The organism is Pilosibacter rotomagensis (assembly GCF_045062245.2).
In the GTDB taxonomy this organism is placed as follows: domain Bacteria; phylum Bacillota; class Clostridia; order Lachnospirales; family Lachnospiraceae; genus Pilosibacter.
The window spans coordinates 3,682,647-3,694,417 of record NZ_CM170323.1 but is presented as its reverse complement, the minus strand read 5'-3'; the positions used below and the strand labels follow the sequence as shown (position 1 = coordinate 3,694,417).

At 47.0% G+C, this 11,771-nt stretch carries 11 protein-coding genes and 1 pseudogene; all 12 read left to right on the top strand.

All coding sequences use genetic code 11. The features are described from left to right. Positions 1-7: 7 nt before the first annotated feature. Positions 8-100, top strand: a pseudogene (locus tag ACI3EW_RS16805) (Maff2 family mobile element protein); the annotation flags it as partial. A gap of 25 nt (positions 101-125) precedes the next feature. Next, positions 126-992, top strand: coding sequence for a VirB6/TrbL-like conjugal transfer protein, CD1112 family (locus ACI3EW_RS16800; RefSeq protein ID WP_002304374.1), 867 nt, complete (start codon positions 126-128; stop codon positions 990-992). 17 nt (positions 993-1,009) lie between these two features. Then, positions 1,010-1,444: a PrgI family protein gene (locus ACI3EW_RS16795; RefSeq protein ID WP_002304375.1), complete on the top strand. Its 435-nt coding sequence runs from the start codon at positions 1,010-1,012 to the stop codon at positions 1,442-1,444. After that, positions 1,404-3,791 (top strand): VirB4-like conjugal transfer ATPase, CD1110 family, encoded by a 2,388-nt coding sequence (locus tag ACI3EW_RS16790; protein WP_002588967.1) that lies wholly within the window; start codon positions 1,404-1,406, stop codon positions 3,789-3,791. Before ACI3EW_RS16795 ends, ACI3EW_RS16790 begins: the two co-directional genes overlap by 41 nt. Before the next feature lie 3 nt (positions 3,792-3,794). Further along, positions 3,795-5,531: a C40 family peptidase gene (locus ACI3EW_RS16785; protein ID WP_002304377.1), complete on the top strand. Its 1,737-nt coding sequence runs from the start codon at positions 3,795-3,797 to the stop codon at positions 5,529-5,531. A gap of 14 nt (positions 5,532-5,545) precedes the next feature. Continuing rightward, the gene (locus ACI3EW_RS16780; RefSeq protein ID WP_002304378.1) at positions 5,546-5,803 is read left to right on the top strand and encodes a DUF4315 family protein; all 258 of its coding nucleotides are present in this window, start codon (positions 5,546-5,548) and stop codon (positions 5,801-5,803) included. After that, positions 5,793-6,476, top strand: a complete 684-nt coding sequence (locus ACI3EW_RS16775) for a DUF4366 domain-containing protein (protein ID WP_002578950.1) — start codon at positions 5,793-5,795, stop codon at positions 6,474-6,476. Before ACI3EW_RS16780 ends, ACI3EW_RS16775 begins: the two co-directional genes overlap by 11 nt. Positions 6,477-6,627: 151 nt before the next feature. Beyond that, on the top strand, positions 6,628-7,860 hold the full coding sequence (locus tag ACI3EW_RS16770) for an ATP-binding protein (protein WP_002304383.1): 1,233 nt from the start codon (positions 6,628-6,630) through the stop codon (positions 7,858-7,860). Positions 7,861-8,037: 177 nt separating this feature from the next. After that, entirely contained in the window at positions 8,038-10,113 is a 2,076-nt protein-coding gene (locus tag ACI3EW_RS16765; protein ID WP_002578949.1) for a DNA topoisomerase 3, read from the top strand. After that, positions 10,110-10,955, top strand: coding sequence for an LPD16 domain-containing protein (locus ACI3EW_RS16760; protein ID WP_002304387.1), 846 nt, complete (start codon positions 10,110-10,112; stop codon positions 10,953-10,955). The genes ACI3EW_RS16765 and ACI3EW_RS16760 overlap by 4 nt, the downstream gene beginning before the upstream one ends. A gap of 13 nt (positions 10,956-10,968) precedes the next feature. Next, complete coding sequence (locus ACI3EW_RS16755; RefSeq protein WP_002304389.1) at positions 10,969-11,565, top strand: YodL domain-containing protein; 597 nt, start codon at positions 10,969-10,971, stop codon at positions 11,563-11,565. Further along, the gene (locus ACI3EW_RS16750; protein WP_002578948.1) at positions 11,562-11,768 is read left to right on the top strand and encodes a transposon-transfer assisting family protein; all 207 of its coding nucleotides are present in this window, start codon (positions 11,562-11,564) and stop codon (positions 11,766-11,768) included. Before ACI3EW_RS16755 ends, ACI3EW_RS16750 begins: the two co-directional genes overlap by 4 nt. Positions 11,769-11,771: the final 3 nt, after the last annotated feature.

The window sequence follows — 11,771 nt, the reverse complement described above, 5'->3', positions numbered from 1 at the left end:
ACAACCAAAGTCCCAGGGCATGAAGCAGCTCATGGCTGGCGGCGGTGTTGCCCTCATCGGCACCACCCTTGTACCTCTGCTCTCCGGACTGTTCGGTTAATCACAAAACAAGGAGGTAATCGCCTTTGGACAGCATACTCCAACAGATCACAGACTGGCTGAAAGAAATGCTCGTTTCAGCTATTATGGGAAATCTGTCGGGGATGTTTGAGTCCGTCAACAACCAGGTTGGCGAGATAGCAACCTCCGTTGGCATGACCCCGGCGAATTTTTCGCCGGGTGTCTTTGCCATGGTACGAAACATCTCCGAGTCAGTGATTATCCCAATCGCAGGCTTGATTCTGACCTTCATTGCCTGTTATGAGCTAATTCAGATGATTATTGACCACAACAATCTGGCAAATTTTGAAACCTGGATCTTCTTCAAATGGGTGTTCAAGACTTTTGTTGCGGTCATGTTAATCACAAACACATTCAATATCACGATGGCTGTGTTTGATGTGACACAGCACGTTATAAACGCAAGCGCCGGTATCATATCCGGAAATACTGCCATAGATGCTTCGGCATTGGAAACAATGGAAGAAACGCTGATGGCAATGGATTTGGGTCCTTTGCTCGGCTTGTTCCTGCAATCCTTTATCGTGCAGGTCACGATGTCCGCTTTGGCAATCATCATCTTTGTGATCGTCTACGGTCGAATGATTGAAATTTATCTGATGGTCAGCCTTGCCCCGATTCCGCTTTCCACTTTTGGAAACAGAGAACAGAGCAATATCGGACAGAATTATCTGCGTTCGCTGTTTGCAATCGGATTCCAGGGATTCCTGATTATGATCTGCGTGGGCATTTATGCGGTGCTGATTCAGTCTATCGCATTCAGTGATGACATCATCGGTTCTATCTGGGGTGTTATGGGCTACACCGTCCTTTTGTGCTTCACCCTGTTTAAGACTGGTTCGCTTGCGAAGGGTGTATTCAGCGCTCACTAAGGGAAGGAGGAAATTGTTTGGCAGCGTATATTCCCGTACCTCGTGACCTGACGAGGGTAAAAACAAAAGTGTTCTTCAATCTGACGAAACGGCAGTTACTTTGCTTTGGTGCGGCGGCGCTCATCGGAGTGCCGATTTTCTTTCTGGTCAAAGCAACCGGAAATGTGAGCCTTGCAGCACTGTCCATGATGATCGTCATGTTACCGTTGTTCTTTCTGGCAATGTATGAAAAGGATAGTCAGCCGTTGGAAGTGGTTGTAGAACACTTCATTCAGACCAAATTCGTTCGTCCCAAGGTTCGCCCTTATCAGACGGACAACTATTATGACGCTTTGATGCGTCAGTACAAACTGGAAAAGGAGGTTGAACGAATTGTTTTTCAAAAAGAAGCCACAGGCAAGAAACATCAAAATGCCTGCAAATCTGAATCGGAAGCAGCAGCGAGAAATTAAAGCTGTTGTGGAACGGGCAAAGAAGGACAACGGTATTCCGCAGACTGCACAGCAGTCCATTCCCTTTCAGAGAATGTTCCCGGATGGCATCTGCCGTGTCACTGACAGTTATTACACCAAGACCATTCAGTTTCAGGACATCAACTATCAGCTGGCACAGCAGGAAGATAAGACTGCCATCTTCGATGAGTGGTGCAGTTTCCTGAATTTCTTTGACAGCTCCATTCACTTTGAGCTTTCCTTTATGAACCTGAGTACCGATGCTGAAAGCTTTGAAAAGAGTATCCGTATCCCGTTCAAGAAGGACAGCTTCAATCCCGTCCGTGCCGAGTATAGCCAGATGCTGAAAAAGCAGTTGGCGCAGGGCAACAACGGCTTGACCAAAACCAAGTACCTGACATTCGGCATTGAAGCCGAATCCATGCGGCAGGCAAAGCCGAGACTCAACCATATCGAAAACGATCTGCTCAATAACTTTCGGCGTTTGGGTGTCATTGCCACTACCATGAACGGCAAAGAGCGGCTGCATCTGATGCACTCTATGTTCCACATGGGTGATAATGATAAGTTCTTCTTCGATTGGAAGTATCTTGTGGAATCCGGGCTGTCCGTAAAGGACTTCATTGCTCCGACGGCGTTTGCCTTTAAGACCAACCGCACCTTCCAGATGGGCAGTATCTTCGGTTCGATGTCTTATCTGGCAATTACGGCATCAGACCTGTCTGATCGTATGCTGGCGGATTTTCTGGATATGGAATCCACGCAGATCGTGACCATGCACATCCAGTCGGTTGACCAGACTGCGGCGATTAAGACCATCAAGAGAATCATCACCGAGCTTGACCGTTCCAAAATCGAGGAACAGAAAAAGGCTGTGCGTTCTGGCTATGACATGGACATTATCCCATCTGACCTTGCTACCTATGGTAAAGATGCGAAGTCACTTCTGAAAGAATTGCAGAGCCAGAATGAGCGAATGTTCATGGTGACATTTCTGGTGCTGAACACCGGGCGCACCGAGCAGGAACTGGAGAACAATGTGTTCCAGGCACAGAGCATCGCCCAGAAGCATAACTGCAATCTGCGTCGTTTGGATTTTCAGCAGGAATCCGGACTGATGAGCAGCCTGCCTTTGGCACAAAACCTGATTGAGATTCGTCGTGGCCTGACTACCAGTTCCACGGCTATTTTTGTGCCTTTCACCACGCAGGAGCTGTTCCAGAATGGTGGAGAAACGCTCTATTACGGGCTGAATGCTCTGTCGAACAACCTTATCATGGTGGACAGAAAGAAGCTCAAGAACCCCAACGGACTGATTCTGGGTACTCCCGGTTCCGGTAAATCCTTTTCCGCAAAGCGTGAAATCACCAATGCGTTCCTGGTTACGGATGACGATATTATCATCTGCGACCCCGAAGCGGAATATGCGGCTCTGGTTCACAAGTTCAATGGTCAGGTGGTAAAAATCAGCTCCTCCAGTACCAACTATATCAACCCTATGGACATCAACCTGAACTACTCTGAGGATGACAACCCGGTAGCACTGAAAGCTGATTTTATCCTGTCCCTCTGTGAGTTGATTATGGGCAGTAAGGATGGCTTGCAGCCTATCGAAAAGACGGTTATCGACCGTTGTGTGCATCAGATTTACCAGAGATATTTCGACAATCCTGCCCCTGAGAATATGCCGATCCTTGAGGATTTGTATGATGCCCTTCTGAAACAGGACGAAAAGGAAGCCCACCATGTAGCGACCGCCTTGGAAATCTATGTTAAGGGTTCTCTGAAACTGTTTAACAACAGAACCAATGTGGATATTCAGAATCGTCTGGTGTGCTTCGACATTAAGGAGCTGGGCAATCAGCTGAAAAAAATCGGTATGCTGATCGTTCAGGATCAGGTCTGGGGGCGTGTAACTGCCAACCGTTCTGCCGGTAAATCGACCAGATATTATATTGACGAGTTCCATCTGCTTCTGAAGGAAGAACAGACGGCAACCTATTCCGTAGAAATCTGGAAGCGATTCCGTAAATGGGGCGGCTTGCCGACCGGTATTACTCAGAATGTCAAAGACCTGCTTCGTTCCCCGGAGATTGCCAACATCCTCGAAAACTCTGATTTCATCTATATGCTGAATCAGGCAAGCGATGACCGAAGTATTCTGGCACAGCGGTTGAACATTTCGCCGCATCAGCTGTCCTATGTAACCAACTCCGGTGAGGGCGAAGGACTTCTGTTCTATGGCAATGTGATTCTGCCGTTCATTGACCGATTCCCGACAGATCTGGAACTGTATCGCATTATGACCACGAAGTTAAACGAGGTGGCACAGGAAAAGGAGGCGTAATGTATGGCGAAAAGACCTACACGACTCCGTTTTACCGAAGATGACCTTGCAGATTCTCATGTGAAGAAAGCTGCCGACCGTGCAGATAAGGCGGTTGATAGGGCTGAAAAAGCGGCAGACAAATTGGCTTCTAAAAAGGCAAAGCCGAAGCTAAAGCTGGAAACAGATGCAGCCGGTTCCCGTAAAGCAAAGCTCCGTTTTGAAAAAGCGGAGTTTACGGAAATCGAGCGCCCATCTGTGGCAAAGCACATGGCAAGCCGTGGTGCCGCAGTCACGCTCACATCCAAAGCACATCGGGCGGTGTCAGAATATGAGGATGATAATATCGGCGTTCAGGCTGTGCAGGAAACGACCAAGGCTGTTGAATCCACTGTCTATACCGTCGATCATGCCGTTTACAGTCACAAGCTGAAAGCCTACGACAAGGCGGAAAAGCTGGTTGAGAAGTCAGATAAAGCAAATGTAAATGCCCTGTATGAGAAGTTCAAAAAGGACAACCCCGATGCCGGTTCCAATCCCTTTTCCCGTTGGCAACAGAAAAGGGCAATCAAGAAAGAATATGCTGCCGCCAAAGCCGGTAAGAATACCGCTTCGACAACGGCTTCTGCATCTAAGGGTGCAGGCAAGGCAACGGGCAAAGCAGCTCAGGGAGCCAAGAACATCACAGAAAGAGTAACGGAGTTCTGCACCACACACTCTAAAACGATTCTGTTTGTTTTGATTGCCGGACTGCTTTTTATGATACTCTCAGGGATGTTCTCGTCTTGTTCGGCTATGTTCCAAGGCGGCACACAGATCATTCTGGGAACTTCTTTTACTGCAAAAGAGGAAGATATTATTGGTGCGGACAATGATTACAAGGCTTTGGAAGCTGCGCTCCGCAATAAAATCAATAATATCGAGCGTACTCATAGCGGATATGACGAGTACCGGTATGACCTTGATGAAATCAACCACAATCCTTATGAGCTGGCGGCGTATTTGACGGTGAAGTTTGAGGATTACACCAGAGATGAGGTGCAGGCTACCCTGCAATGGCTATTTGAGCAACAATATGAGCTGACCCTGACGGAAGTAGTAGAGATTCGTACACGAACAACATCTTCTACTGATCCCGAAACGGGAGAGACAACAACAGAGGAAGAAGATTACGAATATTATATTCTGAATGTGAAGCTCAGAAATAAGGGCTTGAACAGTGTGATTTCAAATTCCGGCTTGTCGGAAGATGATATGGAGCGATATAGAATTTTGCTTCAGACAAGGGGCAACAGACCGGATATTTTCGGAAATGACATTTACGCCACCCCTGGCGGCGAGTACACCGATTATGATATTCCGGGCGAAGCGCTGACAGACACAAGATTTGCCAATATGATTCGGGAAGCTGAAAAATATCTGGGATACCCGTATGTGTGGGGCGGTAGCAGCCCGTCTACCTCCTTTGACTGCTCCGGATTTGTTTCCTATGTAATCAATCACTGCGGAAACGGTTGGAGTGTTGGTCGTTTGACCGCAAACGGTTTGATGGGCGTATGCGACATTATCCCGAAAAGCTCTGCCAAACCGGGAGATTTGATTTTCTTCCAAGGCACTTATGATACCTCCGGTGCATCACACGTTGGTATCTATGTTGGCAATGGTATGATGATCCACTGCGGAAACCCCATTTCCTACGCTTCTATCGAATCGAATTACTGGCAACAGCATTTTTACTGCTTCGGCAGAATCAGAAACTAAAGGAGGGATGGCGATTGAGTGCCAAGTTAGACAGAATAGGTGCAGACCTTGAAAAAGCCCGTAAGAAACGGGCAGAATGGGATGCTAAGGTGAAAGACCTGGAACGCAGATACCGTGAGGAGGAAAATTCCGAAATCCATGAGATGGTTCATGCTGCGAACCTGAATCCCGAACAGCTTTCCGAGCTGCTCCGTATGTTTGCTGCGGATATGGCTCCGAAGCCTGATACGATCAATACTATGAATGAGGAGGAAACGCAGAATGAGATTTAAGAAAATTGGAGCCGCATTGCTGGCGTGTGCAATGTGTTTTGGCGTGTTTTCTACAACGGCATTTGCCTATGTAGATGAAAGCGTAGCGACTGAAGAACCTGCGGTCGAAGAAAAAGTTCCCGAAACAGAGCCGGAGGAGCCGATGCTACCGCTTACTCCCGACGGCAATCTGACTTTGGTTGATGACGCTGGCTCGCCTACGAAAAGCGGAAAGCAGTTCATTACCGCTGTAACCAAAAACGGAAACTACTTCTATATCATCATTGACCGTGATGATAAGGGCGAGGAAACCGTGCATTTTCTGAATCAGGTGGATGAAGCCGACCTGCTCAAGCTGATGGACGAGGAAGAAGTTGCAGAGTTCACCAAGCCGGTTGAGGAAACAAAGCCGGAAGTAGTTGAAACAGTTCCTGAAATTACAGAACCGACACCGGAGGAAAAGCCGAAATCCACAAATATGCTCCCGGCGATTCTTACTCTGATTGTGCTTGCCTGTGGTGGTGGATTCTTCGTATTTAAGAAAGTCCAGGAAAAGAAGAAGGCACAGGAAGCGGCAAAGCCTGACCCAGATGCTGATTATGTGGACGATGACGAGGACTATGGGTACGATCCGGAGTTTGAGGACGACGATGAAGATAGCTCCGTCGATGAAGATGATAATGAACCTGTGTAAACAGGATAGGCTTGATGCCTGGGGCAGCCTTCGGGTTGCCTTTACATAGTTTCCGCTTTCAAAAAATAAAAAAATTTGCGTTTTTGAAAGTGACATCTTGCATATACTATTAGCAGACAGTATAATAAGTACAGCGAAGCGGTTTCGAGAAATGAAAAAACTTCAATTTTTGAAAGCGGGTGACTATATGAAAACAATCACGAGAGCAAAATATCTCGATAGAATCATTGAACTGAATGGTACTCCTGACATCAAGATCATCACGGGCATTCGTCGATCTGGTAAGTCCAAATTGATGCAGGCGTATATTGCGTATCTGAAAAGCAATTTTGAAAACATCAATATTATCTTCATCGACTTCATGGATTTGGCGTATGAAGAAATCAAGGAATACCATGCCTTACACGCCTATGTGGAAGAACATTATCAGGAAGGAAAAACGAACTACCTGTTTGTAGACGAGGTTCAGATGTGTCCCAAGTTTGAGTTGGCAATCAATAGCCTGTACTCTAAGGGAAAATACGACATCTATGTAACAGGCTCTAATGCTTTCCTGTTGAGTGCAGATCTGGCAACTCTGTTTACCGGACGCTATATTGAAATTCATGTGTTTCCTTTCAGCTTCCAGGAATATTGCCAGTATTATGATGATATTAGTGACAAAGATAAGCTCTTTGATGAGTACGCTATCAAGGGCGGTTTAGCAGGTTCCTATGCTTATAGAACCGAAAAAGACAGAACAAACTATATCAAAGAGGTCTACGAAACGATTGTTACAAGGGATTTGGTACAGAAATATACTCTCCCGGACACTTTGGTTTTACAACGTCTGAGCGAGTTCCTTATGGATAATATCAGCAACCTGACTTCTCCGAATAAGGTCAGTCAGCTACTGACAGCAAATGAGACTCCAACCAATCATGTAACCGTCGGCAAGTACATTAAGTATTTGTGCAATGCTTTTGTATTTTATGATATTAAGAGATATGACATCCGAGGTAAGAAATACCTTGAAAGCTCTGAAAAGTTCTATTTGTGTGACAGCGGTATTCGATATGCAATACTGGGAAGCAGAAATATAGACTATGGCAGAGTATATGAAAACGTTGTTTGTATCGAGCTTCTTCGCCGTGGATATGATGTCTATGTCGGCAAGCTCTATCAAAAGGAAATCGACTTTGTTGCTCAGAGAGGTAGCGAAAAGATTTATATTCAGGTCAGCGACAACATTTCCGGGCAGGAAACATTTGAGAGAGAATGCTCTCCTCTGCTTCAGATTCGAGACGCTTATCCGAAAATGATTATTGCCAGAACCAAACATCCCCAATATAGCTATGAAGGAATCGAAATTCACGATATAGCCGATTGGTTGCTACAAGAATAAGCAAGGTGAAATATCTCCGTCATTCTTTTTTGAAATGATGGAGATATTTTTATTATGACGGAGATTGTAGAACAGAAAATTGTATCAGGTTGCAAAAATCCTTTCCGAACTTTTTACATAGCAGTCATGCACTACGGTGTGTGGCTGCTTATTTTTTTGTGAAAGGAGCAGATGCAAATGAAATTAGTTTTGGCTGAAAAGCCTTCGGTTGCACAGAGTATTGCCAAAGTGTTAGGTGCTGCCAAGCGTGAGGATGGCTACTTAGAGGGAAACGGATATGTGGTCAGCTGGTGTGTAGGGCATTTGGTGGAGCTGGCACAGCCGGAAGTCTATGATGCGAAGTACAGCAAATGGGCTTATGCAGACCTTCCTATCTTCCCGATGGACTGGCAGTATGAGGTTTCTGCCGGTACGAAAAAACAGTTTGGGATTCTGAAAAAGCTCATGGCCAGAGAAGATGTTGCGAGTCTTGTGTGTGCAACAGATGCCGGTCGTGAGGGCGAGCTGATCTTTCGGTTGGTGTACCACAAAGCCGGGTGCAGAAAGCCGTTTGAGCGGCTTTGGATTTCCTCGATGGAAGATGTAGCAATCAAGGAGGGCTTTGAAAATCTCAGGTCTGGAACGGAATATGATGCTTTGTATGAAGCAGCACTGTGTCGAGAACGAGCCGACTGGATTGTTGGTATTAACGCTACTCGACTTTTTTCGACCCTTTACGGGCAGACCCTGAATGTTGGTCGTGTTATGACCCCTACCCTTGCTATGGCTGTTATGCGAGAAGCTGCCATTTCCGCATTCAAGCCTGAACTGTTCTACACAGTTCAGATTGGATTGGATGGTTTTACGGCTGCAAGCGAACGCTTCAAAACCAAGGCAGCAGCCGAAGCTGTCAAACAAAGCTGTTCGGTGGCAATCGTTCAGAAAGCTGAATGTAAGGAGAAAACAGAAAAGCCGCCTGCGCTCTATGACCTGACCAGTTTACAGAGAGAAGCCAACCGTGTGCTTGGCTACACGGCACAGCAGACCTTGGACTACACGCAGAACCTCTATGAAAAGAAACTGGTCACTTATCCCCGTACCGACAGCAGGTTTCTGACGGAAGATATGGCACATAGCCTGACCGACCTCGTAAAGCTGGCTTTCCACACATTCCCCGTGGAGGATGTGGATAACATACCAGTTCATGCAGAGCAGGTTGTGAATAACAAAAAGGTCACAGATCACCATGCCATCATTCCGACCAGAGAATTGCAGAAATGCAATCTGAGCGAACTTCCCAAGGGTGAACTTGCAATTTTGCAACTGATCTCGAATCGGTTGTGCGTAGCTGTTGGCGATCCGCACCGATACGCAGAGACAGTTATTGAGCTGGACTGTGGCGGTACCGTGTTTTCCACCAAAGGCAAAACTGTTGTGCAGGATGGATGGAAAGCTCTGGTTCAGAAAAATGATTCGACAAAATCCGACGAAAACGTGCAGACACTCCCTTCTGTTTCCGTTGGTGACGAAATGACCGTCAGCGGCACGGAAATCAAGGAAGGGAAAACATCTCCCCCTAAACACTTTACCGAGGATACTCTGCTTTCTGCTATGGAAACTGCCGGTGCGGACGAAATGCCTGATGAGGTGGAGCGCAAAGGTTTGGGAACGCCTGCGACCCGTGCCGGTATCATTGAGAAGCTGGTTCGCATCGGTTTTCTGGAGCGTAAGGGTGATAAGAAAACCAAACACCTGATTCCGACCCACAAGGGTACGGCTCTGGTAACAGTCATGCCGGAACAGATTCAGTCCCCATCCATGACGGCGGATTGGGAAGAAAAATTGTTGCTCATTGAGAAAGGCGAATATGCCAGCGAGGACTTTATGGACGAGATCAAAGATGTGATTGCCGGTCTGATTCAGAACTATGAAGTAATCCGTGATTCCGAGGTTATGATGTCGAAAGAAGCCAATTCTATCGGCAAATGCCCGCTCTGCGGCAGTGCTGTAGAGGACAAAGCCAAGGCATTTTTCTGTTCCAACAGAGCTTGCAAATTTGCCCTCTGGAAAAACAATCGCTACTTTGCGAGCATCGGCAAGAGCATGACTTCTGCCACGGCGCAGAAATTGCTTGGTTCCGGCAAGGTAAAGCTCAAGAATTGCAAGTCCGAAAGAACGGGCAACACCTTTGATGCCACCGTCTTTATGGAGGTATCAGATGATGGCAAAACGAAGTTCAGTATGGAATTTGAAAATGGAGGAAAGCGCAAATGACAAATGAGTACAACCCGGATGGTAAGGAAATCCGATTTATCGACAGCCATTATAAGGATTTGTTTCATATCCCCGATGGCAGCTGTGTGCAGATTCACTACCCGGATGAAATGGTTGTGAAGCCCTGCACCTTCATTGACGAGTATCATACGCAGATCGGATACAATGTGTTTCATATCTGCCAGTTTGCAGAAATTATGGAGCGCAACGGCGCAAGCTATATGCCGGAGCCTGAGATTATGGGCGATGAAGCCGCATGGAAGGTCGGAAAGGATAGAATCCTTGCGGTGCAGACCTGCGAAGATGGTTACGACTACACCCTGTTGGATGAAAACTACAACGAGATTGATGGCGGTCAGGTTGATAACCCTGAACTGTCCATGCTCGAAGTCCGCCGGGATATTCTGGAATCCTTCGGGCTGGAGCGCCGGGAACTGCGGGCAATGTTCTATGAGGATGTCATGGAGCAGGCTTTTGAAGTCGGCAGACAGGCGGTGGTGGTCAATGACCCTATCGCTGAGCTTGCTTTTAAGCTCGACCGTTTTGCAGAGAACTTCGACCCCTATGAATATATGGATCAGGTCGATGATGTGCAGGCGCATATCCAAGAAATCAAGGCAGATCTTGCCGCTGGTAATACGGCTCCGTATCGTGAGTTCCTGAATACAGCCATTGAAGAAGCCCGTGAGGAAACTGCGGTTGAGGTTGCCAAAGTGCTGAAAAGTCAGCTGGATAAGCTCGACTCTCCGAAGCGTGAGTCGGTCATGGAAAAACTGGCACAGGCCGCAGAAAAAGCTGCGCCTGCCAGTCCCTCTCCCAAACGCAAAGAGCCTGAACGATAAGGAGGACACGGATATGAAAAACGAAAAATGGGATGATGTTCACGGAAATACCACCCCGGATGACAGAATGGTTGCTTTTCTGGAAAGCCCCACGGATTCCTATGCGATTCTTCAGCTGCGGGAAGATGTAGACGATAATATCCCGCTCATGTTTGCAAATTACAGCTACCTTCAGAAGAAAGAAATGGAGCCTGAGATTGACCGTTACGAGGTGGTCTATCATGGCTCCATTTCTATGTCCGAGGATGTGAATCGGCAGCTGGAAGATTTGTATGTAAAGTTCAATATTGACCACCCGGATGATTTCCGTGGTCACAGTATGTCGGTCAGCGACATCGTAGCCTTAAAGGTAGTCGGTGAGGTATCCTTTCACTATGTAGATTCTGTTGGGTTTCAGAAGCTGGAAAACTTTATGAAGTCCGAAAACTACCTGAAAAACGCAGAGATGGCAATGGAAGATGATTATGGGATGATTGACGGTATCATCAATAACGGAAAAGCGTCCGGATTAGAGGAACGTCCTTCGGTGTTGGAGCAGTTAAAGGAAAAGCCCGTGCCGGATGTTTCCCATAAGCCGCCCAAGAGCCACCCGGAAAGGGAGATTGAATGATGGATTTCACACAGGATGAGCGGAACATGATGATGCTTTACAGCCCTGGCACAAGGTCAGGGCTGTGTGAAGCACTGACACTGATGAAGGAACAGCTTTCGGAGGACGAGTCAGAGCTTTTTGCTTTGGCAGACTCGGTTCTCCGTAAAGTTTCAGCCATGGACGATGCCGCCTTTGAGAAGCTGAACCTTTATCCGGATTGATAG

What these genes read in the sequence shown, in the direction of transcription:
- ACI3EW_RS16790 (WP_002588967.1), top strand. Translation starts at nt 1,404, where the DNA reads ATGCCTGCAAATCTGAATCGGAAGCAGCAGCGAGAAATTAAAGCTGTT.
- ACI3EW_RS16785 (WP_002304377.1), top strand. Translation starts at nt 3,795, where the DNA reads ATGGCGAAAAGACCTACACGACTCCGTTTTACCGAAGATGACCTTGCA.
- ACI3EW_RS16775 (WP_002578950.1), top strand. Translation starts at nt 5,793, where the DNA reads ATGAGATTTAAGAAAATTGGAGCCGCATTGCTGGCGTGTGCAATGTGT.
- ACI3EW_RS16770 (WP_002304383.1), top strand. Translation starts at nt 6,628, where the DNA reads ATGAAAAAACTTCAATTTTTGAAAGCGGGTGACTATATGAAAACAATC.
- ACI3EW_RS16765 (WP_002578949.1), top strand. Translation starts at nt 8,038, where the DNA reads ATGAAATTAGTTTTGGCTGAAAAGCCTTCGGTTGCACAGAGTATTGCC.
- ACI3EW_RS16760 (WP_002304387.1), top strand. Translation starts at nt 10,110, where the DNA reads ATGACAAATGAGTACAACCCGGATGGTAAGGAAATCCGATTTATCGAC.
- ACI3EW_RS16755 (WP_002304389.1), top strand. Translation starts at nt 10,969, where the DNA reads ATGAAAAACGAAAAATGGGATGATGTTCACGGAAATACCACCCCGGAT.
- ACI3EW_RS16750 (WP_002578948.1), top strand. Translation starts at nt 11,562, where the DNA reads ATGATGGATTTCACACAGGATGAGCGGAACATGATGATGCTTTACAGC.